The following is a 17,451-nucleotide window of genomic DNA, read 5'->3' as shown; positions in this document are numbered from 1 at the left end:
CACGCACGCATCCGCTTGGGCGGAGCGCGTCAGATCCTGGAGATCCAAAAAAAATGGCGAGTCCAGCGAAGCGATATACACAGCACGAGGGCACGCTCTGGAAGCCCTGACCGCGCTCACGATCTCCGAAACAATTCGCGCCACTGCAGCCGTCTCATCGCCCATAGCGAGAGCCTTCTCATTGGTAACCAACGCCTACTTCGAGGATGACGGCGGACTCGATGCCAGTCTGGAGAATCTCTTGGACCGAGCACTACTGCTCAAGAACATGCCACTGGGCGAGTACACGCTGCACGGTCCCGGTACGGCTGCACGGGATGCGGGCACCCCCGGGGCATGACCGCCAAGAGACGATGCGTCGCTTGGAAGGGCGCGCACCACGCAGAGCCCACCCCTGACTGCCGTCATTCACTACCGTCAACGCCCCCGCAGCGGCTCGCTGCGGGGGCGTTCTGGCTGGTGGGCGCGGACGGTTTCGAACCGCCGACATCTGCTTTGTAAGTGCGTTCCTGCTAGGCCCGCTACCTGCGGGAACGTCGTCACAAGCCGGTTGACCAGCGAATACGCATCAGGCGTTATCCCGCGTCATCCCGGCCCTTCCCGTCCTCATGTGTACGGCATACGTACTGGAAACGGGACGGCCCCGAGGGTGTCCAACCACCTTCGGGGCCCGGCCGGACTCTCCACTGCAAGGAGTCCGAACCATGAGCACAACCGTACCCACCCTCACCACCGCCCAGCTTGACGGGCTCGCCTGCGTCCGCTGCGGCGCCGACGACACCGAGCAGCAGCCGACGGGTGACCGCGGCCCGGACGGCGCCCAGCTGTTCGCCTGCACCGACCCGGACGTCTGCCGCGCGCAGCAGAGCATCGACACCCACTTCCCGCTGCTCGCCGCACTGCGCACCAAAGCGCAGTCCGCGCCCGTGTTCGTTGAGCACCACCTCGCCGATGGCGTCCCGCTCCTGTACGGGCACAAGGACGGCACCTTGACCGTCACGTACGACCCGGCGCAGCTCACCTTCGAGAGCGCCCGGGAGCTGTTCGCCGAGGCGCACGCCCTCTACCCGGACGCCCGTGCCGTCGCGTTCACGAACATCGGGCACATCGTCACCACGTCGCTGCCTACCGACGAACCGCCGGCACGCTTCGAGTCGCACGGTGCCCGGTGCACCGTCACGTTCGATGACACCCGCATCACGAAGAAGCAGCTGCTCGCCCTGATGGACAAGGTGGTCGGGCTGTGAGCACCCCGCCGAAGCCGGGCAAGGGCCTGTCCGTCCGTGTGGACGAGCAACTGCACGACGACCTCACCGTGATGATGCGCACCGGTATGACAGCGTCCGACGCGGTACGGCTCGCCGTCGGATTCCTTGCCCACGGATACGCATGGGCGTGGGAGTCGGGCCTCTACCCGGAGGGCACCCCACCAGCCCGTATGGCGCTCAAGGTCCCCCCGTATGACGGGCGTAATTCCGTCGCGGATCGCGACGGAATACCGGCGGCCGACGAGCAGGCACTACGCCCGTAGTGGTGAACGGTGAGGGCCCCGGCCGCGGGTTGCGGCCGGGGCCCTTTTGCCTGTCCGCAGCCGATCGGCGACGGTCGCGGGCAGGCCGTCTCAGAAGCCCGACACGGCCAATGCCGCTCGGTACTCCTTCCACAGTCGCGCCCCGACGTCGCACCTCCCGGTGTCGGTGCAGGCCGCGCACGCCTGCGTGTGAACCAGATACGCCCGGTACGCGACCGCGTCCGACTGCTCGTCAATGGGGACCAGGCGCCGCTGCTCACGGCACGGGGCGCACGCGTACAGGGCCGCCCCGGGGCCGGAGCCCTGCTCGATGATGCGGATCAGTACCGCGGTGCCGGACGGGCCCTTGTGCCAGTGGCACCATCCGAAGACCGTGGGTGGCTGGGTGCTCTCCAAGGTGGCCATGACCAGCAAGCTAGGGACCGAAGCCGCCGGGCTGCGCGGCGATTGCGCGGGATTGCGTGGGCCCGTGGACGGGTTGGGGGCGGTTGCTCAGGCCGCTGCAACCGCTCCTCGCGCGCGAGCAATGAGGCGATGCGCCTGCGGTCCGAACGCGGCAGCCGCGTACAGCTGGTCCCACACGCGGCCGTACAAGGCGAGGTCATCGGCAGCGTCGTACTGCAACTCGGTGTTGATCGTCTCGACGATGACCCGTTCTTCGTCGAAGATCCAAAACCCGTGCTTCGGAGTGATGCCCATCGGGGCACCGAGAGGAATGATGCCGAGCTCCACCGTGGACATGCCGATGAGACCGACGAGGCGGTCCAGCTGGCCGGCCATCGCGTCGCGGGTGCCAACGAATGCGTGCAGGGCGCCTTCCCAGATGAGGACGCGGAACAGCTTGCCTGCCTCGTACAGGACAGCCTGCCGGTGCATGCGGGCCTGCACGGCCGCGTCCGTGTCCCGCGGGGAGCGCATCAGTTCTGCGTTCTGCACCAGGAGGTGGCGGGCGTAGTCCGGGGTCTGGAACAGCCCCGGAATAACGGTGGGTTCGTAGCCACGCATCGTGGCGGTACGCCGGTACTCGACGACGTACCGGTCCTGCACCGGGGCATGCCCCGCGGCCAGCTGGCGGCGCCAGTGCCGTTGCTGGGACTCCAGGCCGCGCAGGCGAGAGAGCAACTCGGCGGACGCATCGGGGCGCTCCGACGCTTCGGCCCACGCTTCGAGGTCATAAGGGGTTGCGGTCTGCCGGCCGTTCTGGAGCCGGGACACCTTCGAGCGCTGCCAGCCGAGCCGCTCGGCGAACTCCTTGCCGTTGAGACCGGTCTCGGCGCGCAGCTCGTTCAACCGCGCACCGAGGGCCTCACGGCCGCTCTGGAAGTCCGTACTCACACGGACGAACGTACCCGCGTCCAGACCTCGGCAGAAGGCCGAGCAGCGGCCAGAGCGGCGTCACGGGCCCGGCACGCGGCCAGCACCTCGCCCGGGTCCTCGATGAGCTCCACACCGATCGTGGTGTCGGTGTCGTCGATGTGCATGCGGACCAGGGTGCGGGAGTCGAACAGCCACAGATCGAAGTCGGGCAGGCCGAGCCGTACAGCGTCGGCCCGGGGCAGGACACGGATGTCCTCGCCCGCCTCCACGTTCCCCGCGGCCGTGGCCATGAGGAACCGCTGCCCGTCCGTGGGCGGGTCATCGACAATCCGGACACGGGAGAACCGTGCGCCCTGCTCGGCCTTGGCCCGTACGTTCACGTTCCACGCGTGCCCCGGCTCTGGTGCCGGGTCCGTGCCGCGCACGAACGCCTGAAAGCGGGCGCCGGCCCGGTCGGTGGCGTAGCCGCGGCGGGTCTCCAGCCGGAACGCGGTGTGCTGGAACTCGGCGAAGTGGTGGGTGATCTCCTCGAAGGGGATCAGCGGTGGCACGGTCACTCCTTGGGGGCGAATCGGGTGAGCAGCGCGCGCGGGATCACGACGAACGTTTCGTGCTCGCCGACGTCGCGCAGCTGGGCAAGGTCCTCGGGATCGGTGAGGCGGTCGCCTTGGACGACGATGTCGCCGGTCTCCTCGACTTCGTACAGCGTCGGGCAGTTGCCGTGCTCGGACGTGGTGCCGATGAACCTGAGCGTCATGCTGGCGCTCCCTTCCCGGTAGTGGGACGACCAGCATGCAGGCACCTGCGGGGCCGCGGGCGGCAGTTGCGCGAGATTGCAGCGACGCCCCGACACGTGGTCCGTTGCGCGCAACAGCGCCCAGCCCCTCGCGGTGAGGAACCGGGCAACTGCCGACGGCCCAGTTGGTGACGTCACGTTGCGTAACGCCTAACGGGCCTCTGGAACCCTTTGAACCCGACGGACCACCGAGTCCCCTCCCCCGCGTCTGGGATCCCCCGATGGCTTGGGGGTGCCCCCCTGGGGTGGGTCACGCCTGGTGAGGGGACTCGGCGCGACGTTGTGGTTCACCAGTCGCTGCGGACTGAGCTTGATCCGTCGATGCGTGTGTGTGCCTGAGCATCGGCCCGCAGTGCAGAGAACACAGCGTCGTCGACACGGGTGATCGGCCCGTCATCGAGGATCAGTTGGTCGGACAGCCCGGCCGTCGCCATTGCCTGATGACCATCTGCGAGATGCGCCCAGAAGAAGCGGAGACCGACCGCTTCGAGGTAGTCGCGACGCGCGCGCTCTGTTGCTTCGATCGCAGCGGTGTAGATGGTGTGGGCGGCGAGGGTAGCTGTGTCGGCGGCAGGGGTGCCCTCCGCTGCTGCTGCCTCGACAGCATTGAACGCGGCCATGTACAGGGGGCCGAGCTGCTTCTCAAGGATCTCAGCGTCGGCTCGCGCATGGTCGATCGCGGCCTGTGCCGCCCTGGTCTTGGTGGTGTCGAAGGTGGCAGCGCTGCCACCATCAATGACGTGTTGGATGAGGTCGGCTTTGTCCTTCTCCCTGAGGGTGGCAAGGGCGCGGACCGCGTCTTGTACCGCGTCGCCTGCCTCTGCGACACGCACCCGCATGTTGAGGAACGCCTCGACGGCGGGGCAGGCTGACTCGGGAAGATGCTCATTGCTGGGAAAGCTGGCGAACATGTGATCGCTGGGGCTGGCCCAGCGCTTGGGTGCCGGCATGTCAGATCTCCTTGGTTGCTTCGCAGGTGGTGCAGCGGTAGATCACGGGGTCGCCGAGTCGGATCGTGCGGGTGTCGCGCAGGTCGCGCTGAACGTTGGGCGTGGTGCAGCCGCGGCGGTGGTCCACGGTGGCGTCGGGGTCGTTGCCGTCGGTGATGTTGTGGAGGTGGCCGGCCGCGTCGGCGACGGCGATCTCTTCGGCGGTCATGTGCTTCAGGTCTGCGGATCCGTACTGGGTGACGGGCGGGGTGCGACGGAAGCGGGGTGCAGCGGTCATGACTGGTTCTCCTTCGGGTTCGTGTGATGCGCAGGGTGGCGGGCGGCCCAGATGAGTTCGCACGCCTTGTCGATGCACTGGACGAGGGTGTGCCGGCCTCCAGCGATGCGGGCCGTGCCTACTTCCCGCGCGGGGCGGGTGGCGCGGCAGGCGGGGCAGTGGAGGCGCTGTTGCGGGGTGGTCTGCCTCACCGGATCTCCTCGGTGTCGAGGCGGTCGGCGATGCGTTCCAACTGAGCGTGGATCACGGCGAGGTCGGGGGTTGCGTCCGTCGGCCGGATGGAACCGTCCGGAGTTGCGTCAGGGGGCGTGACGGAGCTGCCGGGGGTCTCCGTACCGTGGAGCCCCTTCTCCGCTGCGGCGCGGCGCCGTTCGGCTGCGTCGAGGTTGCGGAGCTTGGCGGCGTGCCGGGCGACCAGGCCACGGCGGCGGGCGGCGGCGAGTTCGTCGCGCTGGCGCTTGGCTGCCTGGACACGGATGCGGGCGGCGGTGATCTGCTCGGCCACGATGTCGTCAACGTTCACCGGGTCTCCTTGGAGGGGTCAGCAAGTCGGATGCGTGGTGTCGCCGGACGCGGCGTACACCGGGTCGAGGGGGGTCCGGCAGACAGTGCACTGCGCCTCGCCCGCTGTGACGTTCTGTGACTGGCGTGCCGAAGATGACGGCGAAGGTGACGAAGATGACGAAGATTCCGAGCTCGGTTTCGGCGTCATCTTCGTCACCTTCGCGTGTTCTTCGGTGTCGTCGGTGACGCTGAGTACCCACACCCAGCCCTTGCCGAAGCCGGATTTCTGGGACGTGACGCCGACTTTCGAGCGGGCCCGCTGCACGGTGTGCTTGGCGAATCCGTCCTTCTCCGCGGCCTTGATGACGTCACCTGCGGACGCCTCGCCGCCGTTGTCGGCGAGGTAGTCGACGAGCCATGCCCCGGCTTCGTCTCGCTCGCCGCGGTCGCCTTCCTGGCCCTGCGCGAGGATCTCCGAGACGCTGCGCACGGACTCGCCGGTGAAGAGGAAACGGCCGACGGACGCGATGCCCTTCTTCGTGGGGACCTCGGTCGTCTCGATGTTGTACGAGAGCGAGGGGAGGTCGGCGCGGCCGAGGCTGTTCTTCGACTGCGTCATGACGCGGCAGTCGTTGTCTTCGTCGCGGGCGAATCCGAAGACGGCCCGGGGGACGTTCTTGAACGCGCCGGATCCGGTGATGAGCGCGGATGGGTCCGTGCCGGCGCCCTTGCCGAAGTGGGCGATGCCGAGCAGGACGCAGCCGGTGCGGTCGGCCATGCGGGCGAGCGGGTCGAGGGCGGTGCGCACGTCGCGTTCGCGGTGGGTGTCGATGCCCTTTCCGATGCACGACATGAGCGGGTCGAGGACGACCAGGGCGACGTCATGGTCCCGGATGGCCTGTTCCATGAGGCTGTTGTCCTGGGGCAGGCTGAGCGTGGTCTCGCCGTACTCGGCTTCGACGGCCTCGACCCGGTACACAAGGTCGAGGTCCGCGCCGGCCCCGATGAGGCGGGGCACGATCGTCTGTTTCCACGAGTCCTCGACCGCCACGTAGAACACGGCCCGGGGCCGCCCGTAGTAATTGCCGGGGAGCAGGCCGCGGGTGATCTGCGCAGCCATCCACATGCCGAACGAGGACTTCCCCGTACCCTCGCGCCCGGCCGCGACGGACAGAGCGCCCGCGGGAATGCGGCCCTCGTTCTCGTCGAGCCATGCCCAGACCACCGGCTCCGGCTCGATGTCGGACGCGCGGGTCAGGCGCAGCTTCCGGCCCACCTGCTCGACCGGGGCGTCTTCCCACTCAAGAGCGGGGAGGTCCGCGAGCCCGGCTGTCAGAACGTCGTCCGGCGGCAGGGGTGAAGTGGGGTCGTACGAGGTGGTCACGCGGTGTTCTCCTGACCATGGGTGAGGTAGCGGCCCGGCTGTCCGGGGATCGCAATGGGAGGCCATCCCGGAGATGCGCGCAGCTGGTGCGGGGGTCGGTTGTTGGCGTTGTCGCGGGCGATCCGGATCTCTTCGGCGGTGCGGCGGGCCGCAATGACGTAGCCCTGCCGGGCGGCATACGCGTTCGCGTCGGCGGTGATCTCCCGCCACCACCCGACGGGGTCGTTGTCCATGAGGTCGTCGAGTCGTCGCTGCTCGGCCTCAGTACGGCGGTGCTGCTCGGCCGCTTCGAGGGTGGCCGCGTAGGCGCGGGGGTCCTTCGGGTCGAGGTGGAGCCACGCCGGTGTCCCGTAGGCCGGCCAGTCCTCGACCCGCAGCGCGGCGATCTGCGTCTCGGCCCGGAGCGCGGTGACGTCGCCCGCGGTGACGTGCTCGGGTACCGCGCGCAGCGCGCGCCCTTGCCCTGCCACGGCCCGCAGGGGTCGGATCGGCTGCGCAGCGTCAGACGTCTTCGGTACGGTGAAGGTCGACCCGCTCGCCCGCTGGTCTCTCTGCGCCCCGGTTGCCCCCGGGGCGCTTTGCTTTGCACTCATGCTGCGGCGCCCCCGGTCTGCACGGTCTGCGCGTCGAGCCACGCTTCGATCGCGGTGCGGCGGTAGACGACGCGGCCAGCCCGGCCCGGGGTCTTCTTCACGTAGGCGGGCCCGACGCCCTGCCAGCGGTAGTTGGCGAGCGTCTGGGCGGCGATGCCGTACTCCGCAGCCACCTGCGCCGGAGTCATGAGCTGCTGTGCCACGGGAATCTCCTGTCGCGTTTTTCTCGACACACACTTGCATCATCGCGGGATAGTCAGCGATGATGCGGAGCGTACCCGGGAAGATTCGGCACCGCAAGATCCGGCCTCTTGTCGAGAAAACCTCGACTGATAGCGTCCGGATCATGACGACAGGACGCATTGAAGTGGGACCGACAGGACGCACCGTCGCCGCGAATGTGAAGCGGCTGCGCGAGAGTCAGGGGCTGACCCTGCGGGGGCTGTCCGCTGCTCTCAAGGAGCGTGGGCGCCCGTTGAGCGCTGACGCCGTGAACAAGATTGAGAACGGAGCAGCGGCCCCAGAGCGAGGTGTCCGGCGAGTCGACGTTGACGACCTCATGGCCCTTGCCGTGGTGCTCGATGTTCCAGTGATCACGCTTCTTCTGCCTGAAAGCGTGCGGGGGCCGGTGGAGCTCACAGGCGAAGGGGAAGTCAACGGCACGCTCGCGTGGCGCTGGGCCCAAGGGCGAGTCCCACTCAAATACCCGGAAGGTGCGGACGAAGGGACGCGCCGAAAGTTGCTGGCGATGTACCTCATGAAGGCGACGCCCGACGGAGTCGGGTGGGACCAGACGACCCAGGAAGGACAGCGCGCAGCGCTCGAAGTCTTCAAGGCCTGGTCTGATGAGGGGGGGACCGATGGCCAGAGTGTGGATTGAGGACCGGCAGACGCATGCCGAGTACCGGGAGGCCATGACGAAGTGGCAGGCCGCGAAGAAGGCCGGCAGTAAGCGTCTGCCGCCCGGCCGGTGGCGGGTTCGCTGGTACGGGCCGAACGGCAAGGGCGCGTCGAAGACGTTCCAGAAGCTCCCGCAGGCCGAGGACCACGTGCACCAGGTCGAGGCCCGTATGCGGGACGGCTCGTACCGGGACGCGGCGGCCGGTAAGGCGACGCTCGCCGAGGTGGCCGAGAAGTGGAAGACCACCCTTGGCGGGCTGGAGCCGACGACGCGCGAGACGTACCTCGACACGTGGCGGGTGCACGTCGAGCCGCGGTGGGGTCAGCACCAGGTGCGACGCATCGAGTGGGAAGACATCGCCGAGTGGGTCGGCCACCTCGCCGAGGGATCGCACGGCTGCCGCAAGGTAGGACCCGCCCGGATCCAGAAGATTCACCTTGTGCTGTCCCTCGTGCTCGGGCACGCGGTCCGGGCGAAGCGGATAGCGGTCAACCCGGCGGCCGGCGTGCCACTCCCCCGGCCGGTACCGCGCGAGCACCTGTACCTGACTCACGCACAAGTCGACCGGATCGCGGCCGCGGCGGGCGAGTACCGGCTACTCCTGCTCCTGCTCGCCTACACCGGGCTGCGCTGGGGTGAGGCGTCCGCCGTGACCGTCGGGGCCGTCGACCTCCCCGCGCGGCGCCTCTCCGTACGGCAGGCGTACAAGAAGACGCGTGAGCACGGGCTCGTGCTCGGCATGCCGAAGACGCACGAGCGTCGCAAGGTGCCTCTGCTGCGGTCGCTCGCGGTCGAGTTGGTGCCGCTCGTGAAGGACAGGGCCCCAACCGAGTTGCTGTTCACCGCCCCGGGCGGGGGCCCGCTGTACGGGGACAACTTCCGCCCGCGGGTGTTCGACCCGGCAGTGAAGGCGGCCGGCCTCGACGGGTTCGGCGTCACCCCGCACAAGCTGCGGCACACCGCAGCGTCGCTCAGCATCGCGTCAGGCGCCGATGTGAAGGTGGTGCAGACGATGCTCGGCCACAAGTCGGCCGCCATGACGCTGGATACGTACGGGCATCTATTCCCGGACCGGCTCGACGAGGTGGCCGACCGGCTCGACCGCGAGCGAGCCCGACGGGCCGGCCTGCGGGACGTGGTCACGGCGCTCACCCGGTACGCGGAGAGCAAGGAAGATCACTAGGCATGTGTACTGAATGTGTACTGCGGCCCCGGGGCCCGCCTTGCGGAGGGACCCCAAAACGGCCTGTGACCTGCGGTGGGCGCGGGCAGTTTCGAACTGCCGACATCTGCTTTGTAAGAGCAGCGCTCTACCCCTGAGCTACGCACCCGTGGATGAGGCAACAGGTTACATGCCTCACGGCGCCCATCGACAATCGGTTACCCGACCCCGCGGCCCCGCCGAACGCCCGCCCCCGAAGCCGAAGCCGGTACGGGGGATATCCCCACCCCAAGACGGTAGCCGTCCGTATCGTCCCCCGGCCGGGCGCTGCATACGTTGGTCTCACACCGGCAGCACCATCCAGGGGGACACCACCGCCATGACCATCCACAGTCGCAGTCACACCCGCACCCGCACCCGCACCCGCACCCGCACCAACGCCCTCATGGCCACCGGGGGTGCCGTTCTGCTCGTCGGCGTGCTCAGTGGGTGCGGCAGCACCGACGTGGAGGACGCCCCCGCCGAGCACAAGTCGTTCGCGTACAACGGGAAGGCGCTGACCATCGATGCGGAGAACTCCACCGTGGAGGTCGTGCCCGCCGATGTGGAGCGGATCGAGGTGACCCGCAAGGTCGACGGGTGGGTCGTGCTCGGGAGTGGGCCGGATCCCGTGTGGAAGCTGGAGGGCGACACGCTGACGCTTCGGGTGAAGTGCGACGCGATGATCAGTGACTGCGGGGCGCAGCATCAGGTGAAGGTGCCCCGTGGGCTCGCGCTGACCGTGGATGCGGACAACGGGAAGGTCACCGCGTCCGGGTTCGGTACGCCGCTCAAGCTCTTCTCCGACAACGGCGGAGTCGTCGTGCGGGATGTCACCGGGCCGCTGGAGCTGAAGAGCGACAACGGCTCCGTGCGTGGTGAGCGGATCTCGGCGGCGTCCGTGGTGGCCCGTTCGGACAATGGTTCGGTGAAGCTCGACTTCACGCGTGTGCCGGATCTCGTGGACACCGTCAGTGACAACGGGGGCATCACCATCGACCTGCCGGCGGGCAAGGACCGGTACGCCGTGTCCGCGTCGGCCGACAACGGGCATGTCTCCGTGAAGGTGCCTCGCAGTGATGACAGCCCGCACGCGGTGAAGGCGCACAGCGACAACGGCGAAGTCACCGTACGAAGCGCGAACTAACAGGCCCGTGTGTTCGTCCTTACCTGGTGGGAGAATGTACCGGGCAGGGCGAAACAGCACGGGAGAGGGATGTGACGGCGACACACGCGAAGCCGCAGGCGAGAGCGGGTGGGAGTTCCGCCGTCAGTGATGTCCCTGTCAGCCGGTACGGCGATGTTCCCGTCCGGCCGCACGGCCGCGTCCGCCGTGTCCGCGGCGTTCGCGATGTTCTTCTGCTGATGTTGCTGCCTGTGCCGCTGTTGGTCTCGGCGCTGCCTGCCGCCGTCGCCGGGGGCGGTACGCGGCGTTGGTTCGGCGGGCGCGGGGAGGGGCAGCGGGCCGAGGCGCAGGCGGCGAAGGACGCCGCCGCGGAGGCCTTCTACGAGCTCGACACCGCTCAGCGCGATCTGCAGATCTCCATCGAGACCATCACGGCCGTGGACAGTTCACCGGCCGCCCGGAAGGCCGTCGATGGCTTCGCCGCTCTCGGGCGGCGCATCGACGAGGCCAGCCACGCCTACATCACGGCCGTCGACGCACACGATCTCGACCGGGATGATCTTGAGCCTTCGATCGCCTCCCGTGCCCGGACCGAGCTGTCCGCCGCCAAGGATGAGCTCGTACGTGTCAAGGGCGAGCTCGACCGGTTCGCCGCCGGGCTCGGTCCGCTGCTGGGGACGGCCGAGACACAGCTCGCCCGGCTCGCCCCCGCGGTGGAGCGGGCGCGACAGGCGCTCCTGGCCGCGAGCAATGCTCTCGACGCGGTTCGGGCGTCCGGACTGCGGGCGGACGATCTCGCCGCGCGGCTGGCCGCCCTCGCCCCCGAGCTGACCAAGCTCAACCAGGGCGCCGGCCGGCACGGTGTGCCCGAGACCCTCCAGCGCGCCGATCAGGTGCTGCGCGATGCCGAAGCCGTGCGCGTCGAGGCGGCTCAGCTGCCCGAGCGGGCCGCCGAGATCGACAAACGGCTGGTGACGCTGCGTACGCGGGCCCAGGCGCTGACGACCCGGTCGGCCTCCGTCGAGCCCGTGCTCAGCGAGCTGCGGCGGCGGTTCTCGGCGGCCTGCTGGCAGGACCTCCAGCCCGTTCCCGAGCAGGCGGCCGTCAATGTGCGCCAGGCCGAGGAGAAGCTCAAGGAGGCCGCGAAGGCGCGCGACGAGCAGCGCTGGGCGGATGCGACGTCGCGGTTGAGTACGGTACGGGCGCTGCTCAACGCCACGGACGAAGCGGTGTCCGCGGCCGGTGACCGGCTGCAGCGGCTGGACGCCGTCGCCAAGGACCCGCAGCAGGAGATCCAGCGCACCCGCTTCGCGATCCGTGACGCCCAGCGCCTCGCCATGGCCGGGCGCCACACCCCCGAGCCGCGCCATGCCCAGCCGCTCGACGACGCGGTGGCCCGGCTCGACCAGGCCGTCACCGCTCTTGAGGGACGCCACCCTGACTACTGGCACTTCCTGACCGTGACGGAGGGCGTACGGCAGACCGCTGCTCGCGTCGTCTCCGAGATCCGTGAGGAGCGCGGGGCCGGCGCCTGATGACCGGGGCGGCGGGCGCGTACGTATCGCGCCCGGGGCTTCCCCCGCGTGCGGCGGCCCCGGTCCGGCGGGATCCTGGTAGTACGTGAAGGAGGCCCCATGGCCACCCATGTACTGCGTCCAGCACGGCGGCCGGCCGGCCATCGCAAGGCCACGCGGCTCGATGAGCACCTCCCCGTGGACCACCGGCTCAGCCGCGTCTACCGGATCGGCGCCGGGCTGATGGGTCTGGTGCTTCTCGCCTTCGGCATCCTCGGGCTGACCGACCAGGTCGGCTTCTTCGACACCGGCGGCGACACCGTCGCGGGTCTGAGCACCAACGGCGCGCTCAGCGTCCTGTCGATCTGCGTCGGGCTGCTGCTTTTCATCGGGATGGTCATCGGCGGCAACTTCGCCTCGACGCTCAACATGGTGCTGGGCATCGCCTTCGTCCTCAGCGGCTTCGTCAATCTCGCCCTGCTGGACACCGGGCTCAACTTCCTCGCCTTCGAGATCCAGAACGTGCTGTTCAGCTTCGTGGTCGGACTGCTGCTGATGATGTTCGGGATGTACGGGCGTGTCAGTGGCGGGCTCCCCCATGACAATCCGTACTGGCGGGCCCGCCATCCCGAGGAGGCCGCGCAGGAGCAGCGGCTCGCGCGGCGGCGGGCGGTCGAGGAAATGCCCGTCGTCCGGCGCGGGGGTTCATAGCCCTGCGGTTCGCAACCCTGTGGTTCGCGACCCTGCGGTTCGCAACCCTGTGGTTCATGGAACGTGTGGCCGTCCGGCCGTCCGTTGCGCGTCCCGGCCGATAGCCTGGGGTCATGCCTCGTTACGAGTACCGCTGCCGCTCCTGCGGAGACACCTTCGAGCTCAGCCGTCCGATGGCCGAGTCCTCGGCACCCGCCTCCTGCCCCGCCGGGCACGAGGACACCGTGAAGCTTCTCTCGGCCGTCGCCGTGGGCGGCTCTGCCGGTTCCGCTCCCGCGCCCTCGGCCGGTGGCGGAGGCGGCGGTTGCTGCGGTGGGGGCTGCTGCGGCTGAGCCGTCGCGGTGCCCCGGCGCAAGCGGACCGCGCCTACCGCTTGCGCGACAGCGTCAGTCCGTCCGACACCGTGAGCAGCACGCTGTCCATCCGCGGGTCGGCGGACACGTGGTTGTTGAACTCCTGGATGGCGGCTGCCGCCCCGGTCGCCCCCGGGTCCGTCACGCCGCCGTGGAAGAGCACGTTGTCCGTGGTGATGAGGCCGCCCTGGCGCATGCGGGGCACCAGCTCCTCCCAGTACGCGATGTAGTTCTCCTTGTCCGCGTCCAGGTAGGCGAAGTCGATGTGGGGCTCCGCGGGCATGGCCCGCAGTGTGTCGAGGGCCGGGGCGATCCGCAGTTCGATCCGGTCGGCGACGCCTGCCTTCGTCCAGGCCTCACGGCCGTAGGCGGTCCACTCCTCCGAGACGTCGCACGCGATCAGCTTTCCGCCGTCCGGCAGCGCCTGGGCCATCGCCAGGGCGGAGAACCCGGTGAAGGTCCCCACTTCCACGATGTGCCGGGCCCCGGTCAGCCGTACGAGGAAGGCGAGCAGCGGGCCCTGTTCCTCGGCCGACTGCATGCCCGCGTGGCCGGGCAGCTGGGCGTACGTCGTTTCGACGAGTTCGCGCTGCACCGCGTCCAGCGGCGGGTTGTGCGCCAGCATGTACGCGTACAGCTCGTCCGTGATCTTTGTCTGGTTGCCCTTGGTCATCGCACCACTCCCTGTCCGGCCGAACGCTCCCCCCGATGAGCGGGAACGCGGTGACTGTAGTCGCGGGGCAGGGCCGGGTACGAGCGATTTCGGGGCGCGTCGCGGGGTCGGCCGGTCCCCGCCTCAGGCGGCCCGCCGCAGGTCCGTCGCCGCTTCCAGGAAGCGTCGCAGGATCTCCTCGCCCGCGGCCACACCGCTCGCCGCGGTTGCCTCCACGTGCGGGGCGCTCCAGCCGGCGTCGGCCAGTTCGCCGTGGCCGGGGCGCCAGCCCCGGTCGGCGGCGAGCAGCAGGTCGGCGTCGAGGAGGGAGTCACCGGCGGCCAGGGTGAGCGTGGCGCCGGTGCGGCGGGCGACCTCGCGCATGGCCGCGCTCTTGGTGAGCGGGCGCGGTACGACGTAGATCTTGCGGCCCTGGAGTGACACGGTCCAGCCGCGCGGCTCCGCCCATGCGGCGAGTTCCTTCGTCCAGTCCGGCGGGAGCTGGGCGCGGTCGACGACGAGGTAGGCGAAGAGGTCCTCGGCCACCCGCTCCTTGAGCAGCCAGGCGGGGTCGGCGGCGGAGACGAGGTGGGCGCGGATCTCGTCGAGCGAGGCGCACTCCTCGGCCAGCCGGCCGGCCACGGTCCGCTGCCAGTCCCGGTCGGACTCGCCGTCCACCAGGATGTGCCCTCCGTTGGCGCAGATCGCGAATTCGGCGGCGGCGCCCGGGAGATGGATGCGGTGGTACTGCTCGCGGGTGCGGGTGGTGGTCGGTACGAAGACCGTGGACGGGGAGCCGGTCAGTTCGGCGAGCAGGCCGGCGGCCGTCTCCGTGACGTACGAGAGGGGCTTCTTGCCGTACACCTCGACGCAGAGCAGGCGGGGGGCCTCGGCGTCCGGCATCGGGAGCTGGAGGGCTGCTGCCGAGTAGATGAGGGTGCGGTCGAGGTCGCTGGCGACCAGCGTCACGGGGGAAGCCGGCCGGGAGGACGAAGGGGAGGCCACCTGGGACGTCACTTGGACTCCACCGCCCTGCCGTCCGCGCCGGTCGCTCCGCGCGTGTACTTGGGGTGGATCAACCCGACGCAGGTGTAAGGGAGTTCGTCGACCTCTTCGACCGGTACGCCGCGCTGCTCGGCCAGCAGTCTGATGTGTTCCAGGTCGGCGCCGGCGCCTCGCTTGGCGAGGATCTTCCACGGGACGCGGCGCAGCAGGACGCGGGTCGTCTCGCCGACGCCCGGCTTGACGAGGTTCACGTCGTGGATGCCGTACTCCTCGCTGATGCGCTCCACCGCGGCCCAGCCCTCCCAGGTCGGTGCCCGGTCGGCCGTGAGCAGTTCCTTGACCTCGGCGTCCACGGCGTCGACGACCTCGCCGAACCGGTCGGTGACGGTGTCGAGGAAGTGGCCGGAGACATCGGATCCGGCGAGTTCCCGGTAGAACTTCGCGCCGTGGAAGTCGTCGGGTCCCACCAGGTCGGAGCGCAGGACCGTACGGGAGATCAGTCCGGACACCGTGGAGTTGAGGCAGGCGGAGGGGATCAGGAAGTCCTCGCGGGTGCCGTAGGTGCGGACGCAGCCGCCCGGGTCGGCCAGGACCGCGATCTCCGGGTTGAAGCCCTCGGTCCCGTCGGACGCCTCGAACTCGGCGATCGCCGCGGCCAGTTCGCGGGTGATGGCGCCCTTTCCGGTCCAGCCGTCGACGAAGACCACGTCGGCCGGGTTGTGGTGGGCGGCCAGCCAGCGCAGGGCGTTGGCGTCGATGCCGCGGCCGCGCACGATCGAGACGGCGTAGTGCGGCAGGTCGATGCCGTTCCGGAGGCGGGCCCAGCGGCGCATCAGTACGCCGACGGGGGTGCCGGCGCGGGCCAGCGAGACGAGCACGGGGCGGGGGCCGCGCTCGGCGAGGACCGTCTCGGTGACCGTGCCGACGGCGCGGGCGATGCGGGCGGCGGACAGGTCCAGGGCCACCTTGAACAGGTTCTGGTACTGCTCGGACGGCTGGTACTCGACGGGCAGCGACTCGGCGTAGTGCGCGCCACCGCTCTGTATCGCCTCCTCGCGCTCCTCCGTGGGCGCCTCCAGCTCGGTGTCCGACAGGTCCTGGAGCAGCCAGCCGACCTCGTCCGGTGCGTAGGAGGAGAAGGCGGGGCCGCGGAGGGGCTCGGGCAGCATGGCGGGCTCTTCCTGCCGTTGGGGGGCGTACGCCGGGGCCGGCCCGGCGGCACGGGCCCCGGGCGGTGCGTACGAGGGGACGACCGCCAGCAGGACGTGGGCGGTGTGCGGGGTGAGTTGTTGCAGCAGGCCGCGGGGGCCGTGCAGTGCGTGGGTGTCGGCGGTGGAGTCGACGACGAGGACCACGGCGTCGAAGCCGCCGCCCGCGACGTTGTACGCGTAGCGCTCGCCGGGGCCGTCGGCCGGGTCGTCGTGGGCCGGGAAGGCCAGCCGGGTGCGTATCGCATAGCCGGGGTCGTCCACGGCGAGGACCGGGGAGCGGGTGGTGGTGGAGTAGCGGATCTCGGCGCCGGTGCGCTCCTCCAGGGCGGTGCCCAGGCGCAGGGGCGCGTACATCAGCTCCTCGAAGCCGAGGACCAGGACCCGGCGGGGGTGCTCGCCCAGCGCCTGCGCGATGCGGTCCGCCATCGCGGGGAGGGCGGGTTCCAGGAGTGCGCGGTGTGCGGGGGTGAAGCCGTGCCGGCCGCCGTCGGGTACTCCGGCGGGCCACTGGAGGTCGATCCGGGTGTGGGGGCGGGGAAGGATGCACAGCGGCTCGGGCTTTCCCCCGGGCCACCCCACGCGGGGCTGCGCCGCCGACTGGGCCGCTTCCTGCTCGGCGACCAGCGCCTGCCCCTTCTCCAGGACACCTTCGGGGAGGCGGACCGTGCCGGTGTTCCTCGCCACCAGGTCGACGCGGGCGCCGATCTCCTCGGCGAACTCGGCGAGGCGCCCCTGGTCGGCCGGTGAGCGCATGTCGACCAGCGCCACGATGACGTACCGCTTGCGGGGGTAGCGCTCGTGCAGGGCGCGGATGGTGTTGAGGACGGTGTTGCCGGTGGAGAACTCGTCGTCCACGAGAACGAGGGTCGAGTCGACGACGGTGGCGTCCGCCTCGCCGCTCCGTTCCCCCGCCAGCAGGTCCGGGTCTTCCGGCAGCAGCAGGTGCGAGGTGGCGTGCGAGTGCGACTCCTCGAAGCCGCCCGCCCGTGCCACGCCTTCTACGGGGCGTCGCGTCGAGTGGAGGTAGGGCGCCGATCCGAGCCCGTCGGCGACGGCGTGCCCGAGTCCGGTGGCCGTTTCCGCGTAGCCGAGGACGACCGCGTGCCGCGCACCGTCCTCGCCGAGCAGCTCGTGCACCCGGCGGCCGAGCTCGACCCCGGCGCCGTACACCACCGAGGGGCGCTGGGGCACGTGCTTGCCGAGCACGTTGGACACGAGCAGGTGTGCCCGCTTGGGGTTGCGCCGCAGGGCGAGGCCCAGCAGCTCACGGAGCTCCCCGTCGCCCTCCAGCTCGACGCCCAGCCGCTCCGCGACCCAGCTACCCGACCACACCACGTTCGCTGCCTCTTTCCGTCGGTCTCTCACGCGTCCGCCCACGCGGACCCGCCCGTCAAGCATCACGCCCCCGCGCGTGCGGGCACACCG

At 70.0% G+C, this 17,451-nt stretch carries 22 protein-coding genes and 1 tRNA gene; 8 read left to right on the top strand and 15 right to left on the bottom strand.

Translation table 11 applies throughout. The features are described from left to right. Nucleotides 1-704: 704 nt before the first annotated feature. Both OG912_RS24885 and OG912_RS24880 read left to right on the top strand, forming a co-directional pair. Nucleotides 705-1,247 (top strand): hypothetical protein, encoded by a 543-nt coding sequence (locus tag OG912_RS24885; protein WP_327711310.1) that lies wholly within the window; start codon nucleotides 705-707, stop codon nucleotides 1,245-1,247. Beyond that, a complete protein-coding gene (locus OG912_RS24880; RefSeq protein WP_327711309.1) occupies nucleotides 1,244-1,531 on the top strand; it encodes a hypothetical protein in 288 nt (95 codons plus the stop codon). The genes OG912_RS24885 and OG912_RS24880 overlap by 4 nt, the downstream gene beginning before the upstream one ends. A 90-nt stretch (nucleotides 1,532-1,621) precedes the next feature. Here OG912_RS24880 and OG912_RS24875 read toward each other — a convergent pair whose 3' ends face one another. The 11 genes from OG912_RS24875 to OG912_RS24825 form a co-directional block, all read right to left on the bottom strand. Next, complete coding sequence (locus OG912_RS24875) at nucleotides 1,622-1,936, bottom strand: hypothetical protein (protein ID WP_327711308.1); 315 nt, start codon at nucleotides 1,934-1,936, stop codon at nucleotides 1,622-1,624. 87 nt (nucleotides 1,937-2,023) lie between these two features. Next, nucleotides 2,024-2,866, bottom strand: coding sequence for a helix-turn-helix domain-containing protein (locus OG912_RS24870; protein WP_327711307.1), 843 nt, complete (start codon nucleotides 2,864-2,866; stop codon nucleotides 2,024-2,026). After that, entirely contained in the window at nucleotides 2,863-3,399 is a 537-nt protein-coding gene (locus tag OG912_RS24865) for a DUF6879 family protein (protein WP_327711306.1), read from the bottom strand. The genes OG912_RS24870 and OG912_RS24865 overlap by 4 nt, the downstream gene beginning before the upstream one ends. A gap of 2 nt (nucleotides 3,400-3,401) precedes the next feature. Further along, nucleotides 3,402-3,605, bottom strand: a complete 204-nt coding sequence (locus OG912_RS24860; protein WP_205375624.1) for a hypothetical protein — start codon at nucleotides 3,603-3,605, stop codon at nucleotides 3,402-3,404. Nucleotides 3,606-3,931: 326 nt separating this feature from the next. After that, nucleotides 3,932-4,594, bottom strand: a complete 663-nt coding sequence (locus tag OG912_RS24855) for a hypothetical protein (RefSeq protein WP_327711305.1) — start codon at nucleotides 4,592-4,594, stop codon at nucleotides 3,932-3,934. A 1-nt stretch (nucleotide 4,595) separates the two neighbouring features. Then, nucleotides 4,596-4,871 carry a hypothetical protein gene (locus OG912_RS24850; protein WP_327711304.1) on the bottom strand — a complete coding sequence of 92 codons (276 nt, stop codon included), beginning with the start codon at nucleotides 4,869-4,871 and terminating at the stop codon, nucleotides 4,596-4,598. Continuing rightward, nucleotides 4,868-5,062, bottom strand: a complete 195-nt coding sequence (locus OG912_RS24845) for a hypothetical protein (protein ID WP_327711303.1) — start codon at nucleotides 5,060-5,062, stop codon at nucleotides 4,868-4,870. The genes OG912_RS24850 and OG912_RS24845 overlap by 4 nt, the downstream gene beginning before the upstream one ends. Beyond that, nucleotides 5,059-5,394: a hypothetical protein gene (locus tag OG912_RS24840; protein ID WP_327711302.1), complete on the bottom strand. Its 336-nt coding sequence runs from the start codon at nucleotides 5,392-5,394 to the stop codon at nucleotides 5,059-5,061. The genes OG912_RS24845 and OG912_RS24840 overlap by 4 nt, the downstream gene beginning before the upstream one ends. Before the next feature lie 18 nt (nucleotides 5,395-5,412). Beyond that, a complete protein-coding gene (locus OG912_RS24835; protein ID WP_327711301.1) occupies nucleotides 5,413-6,759 on the bottom strand; it encodes an AAA family ATPase in 1,347 nt (448 codons plus the stop codon). Continuing rightward, complete coding sequence (locus OG912_RS24830) at nucleotides 6,756-7,229, bottom strand: DUF2742 domain-containing protein (RefSeq protein ID WP_327711300.1); 474 nt, start codon at nucleotides 7,227-7,229, stop codon at nucleotides 6,756-6,758. Before OG912_RS24830 ends, OG912_RS24835 begins: the two co-directional genes overlap by 4 nt. Nucleotides 7,230-7,348: 119 nt before the next feature. Next, nucleotides 7,349-7,555 (bottom strand): helix-turn-helix transcriptional regulator, encoded by a 207-nt coding sequence (locus OG912_RS24825; RefSeq protein ID WP_327711299.1) that lies wholly within the window; start codon nucleotides 7,553-7,555, stop codon nucleotides 7,349-7,351. Nucleotides 7,556-7,698: 143 nt separating this feature from the next. Here OG912_RS24825 and OG912_RS24820 point away from each other — a divergent pair, with 143 nt between their 5' ends. Then, the gene (locus tag OG912_RS24820) at nucleotides 7,699-8,232 is read left to right on the top strand and encodes a helix-turn-helix domain-containing protein (protein WP_327711298.1); all 534 of its coding nucleotides are present in this window, start codon (nucleotides 7,699-7,701) and stop codon (nucleotides 8,230-8,232) included. Then, nucleotides 8,213-9,436 (top strand): tyrosine-type recombinase/integrase, encoded by a 1,224-nt coding sequence (locus OG912_RS24815; RefSeq protein WP_327711297.1) that lies wholly within the window; start codon nucleotides 8,213-8,215, stop codon nucleotides 9,434-9,436. The genes OG912_RS24820 and OG912_RS24815 overlap by 20 nt, the downstream gene beginning before the upstream one ends. Before the next feature lie 76 nt (nucleotides 9,437-9,512). Here the strand turns inward: OG912_RS24815 and OG912_RS24810 are convergent. Continuing rightward, nucleotides 9,513-9,584: transfer RNA gene (locus OG912_RS24810), tRNA-Val, on the bottom strand. A 276-nt stretch (nucleotides 9,585-9,860) separates the two neighbouring features. On the opposite strand from OG912_RS24810, the gene OG912_RS24805 reads away from it, so the two are divergent. The 4 genes from OG912_RS24805 to OG912_RS24790 all read left to right on the top strand — a co-directional run bounded on the left by OG912_RS24805 (nucleotide 9,861) and on the right by OG912_RS24790 (nucleotide 13,137). After that, nucleotides 9,861-10,601 carry a DUF4097 family beta strand repeat-containing protein gene (locus OG912_RS24805; RefSeq protein ID WP_326740591.1) on the top strand — a complete coding sequence of 247 codons (741 nt, stop codon included), beginning with the start codon at nucleotides 9,861-9,863 and terminating at the stop codon, nucleotides 10,599-10,601. A gap of 218 nt (nucleotides 10,602-10,819) precedes the next feature. Beyond that, nucleotides 10,820-12,115 (top strand): hypothetical protein, encoded by a 1,296-nt coding sequence (locus OG912_RS24800; protein WP_443061017.1) that lies wholly within the window; start codon nucleotides 10,820-10,822, stop codon nucleotides 12,113-12,115. 99 nt (nucleotides 12,116-12,214) lie between these two features. Further along, nucleotides 12,215-12,805 (top strand): DUF4383 domain-containing protein, encoded by a 591-nt coding sequence (locus OG912_RS24795; protein WP_327711295.1) that lies wholly within the window; start codon nucleotides 12,215-12,217, stop codon nucleotides 12,803-12,805. 113 nt (nucleotides 12,806-12,918) lie between these two features. Beyond that, on the top strand, nucleotides 12,919-13,137 hold the full coding sequence (locus OG912_RS24790) for an FmdB family zinc ribbon protein (protein ID WP_326735985.1): 219 nt from the start codon (nucleotides 12,919-12,921) through the stop codon (nucleotides 13,135-13,137). Between the two features lie 34 nt (nucleotides 13,138-13,171). Here the strand turns inward: OG912_RS24790 and OG912_RS24785 are convergent, their stop codons facing one another. The 3 genes from OG912_RS24785 to OG912_RS24775 form a co-directional block, all read right to left on the bottom strand. Further along, the gene (locus OG912_RS24785) at nucleotides 13,172-13,831 is read right to left on the bottom strand and encodes an O-methyltransferase (RefSeq protein WP_327711294.1); all 660 of its coding nucleotides are present in this window, start codon (nucleotides 13,829-13,831) and stop codon (nucleotides 13,172-13,174) included. A 123-nt stretch (nucleotides 13,832-13,954) separates the two neighbouring features. Continuing rightward, entirely contained in the window at nucleotides 13,955-14,827 is an 873-nt protein-coding gene (locus OG912_RS24780; RefSeq protein ID WP_327711293.1) for an HAD family hydrolase, read from the bottom strand. Next, nucleotides 14,824-17,424, bottom strand: coding sequence for a phosphoribosyltransferase (locus OG912_RS24775; RefSeq protein ID WP_327713534.1), 2,601 nt, complete (start codon nucleotides 17,422-17,424; stop codon nucleotides 14,824-14,826). The genes OG912_RS24780 and OG912_RS24775 overlap by 4 nt, the downstream gene beginning before the upstream one ends. Nucleotides 17,425-17,451: the final 27 nt, after the last annotated feature.

Origin of the sequence: Streptomyces sp. NBC_00464 (assembly GCF_036013915.1) — a bacterium.
GTDB lineage: Bacteria > Actinomycetota > Actinomycetes > Streptomycetales > Streptomycetaceae > Streptomyces.
This window is presented reverse-complemented; position numbering and strand designations above follow the sequence as displayed.

Bases quoted from the DNA above. Each gene is read 5' to 3' on its own strand.
- OG912_RS24775 (WP_327713534.1), bottom strand. From the start codon at position 17,424: ATGCTTGACGGGCGGGTCCGCGTGGGCGGACGCGTGAGAGACCGACGG.
- OG912_RS24805 (WP_326740591.1), top strand. From the start codon at position 9,861: ATGGCCACCGGGGGTGCCGTTCTGCTCGTCGGCGTGCTCAGTGGGTGC.
- OG912_RS24795 (WP_327711295.1), top strand. From the start codon at position 12,215: ATGGCCACCCATGTACTGCGTCCAGCACGGCGGCCGGCCGGCCATCGC.
- OG912_RS24785 (WP_327711294.1), bottom strand. From the start codon at position 13,831: ATGACCAAGGGCAACCAGACAAAGATCACGGACGAGCTGTACGCGTAC.
- OG912_RS24790 (WP_326735985.1), top strand. From the start codon at position 12,919: ATGCCTCGTTACGAGTACCGCTGCCGCTCCTGCGGAGACACCTTCGAG.
- OG912_RS24855 (WP_327711305.1), bottom strand. From the start codon at position 4,594: ATGCCGGCACCCAAGCGCTGGGCCAGCCCCAGCGATCACATGTTCGCC.
- OG912_RS24860 (WP_205375624.1), bottom strand. From the start codon at position 3,605: ATGACGCTCAGGTTCATCGGCACCACGTCCGAGCACGGCAACTGCCCG.
- OG912_RS24885 (WP_327711310.1), top strand. From the start codon at position 705: ATGAGCACAACCGTACCCACCCTCACCACCGCCCAGCTTGACGGGCTC.
- OG912_RS24800 (WP_443061017.1), top strand. From the start codon at position 10,820: ATGTTGCTGCCTGTGCCGCTGTTGGTCTCGGCGCTGCCTGCCGCCGTC.
- OG912_RS24815 (WP_327711297.1), top strand. From the start codon at position 8,213: ATGGCCAGAGTGTGGATTGAGGACCGGCAGACGCATGCCGAGTACCGG.
- OG912_RS24820 (WP_327711298.1), top strand. From the start codon at position 7,699: ATGACGACAGGACGCATTGAAGTGGGACCGACAGGACGCACCGTCGCC.
- OG912_RS24850 (WP_327711304.1), bottom strand. From the start codon at position 4,871: ATGACCGCTGCACCCCGCTTCCGTCGCACCCCGCCCGTCACCCAGTAC.
- OG912_RS24875 (WP_327711308.1), bottom strand. From the start codon at position 1,936: ATGGCCACCTTGGAGAGCACCCAGCCACCCACGGTCTTCGGATGGTGC.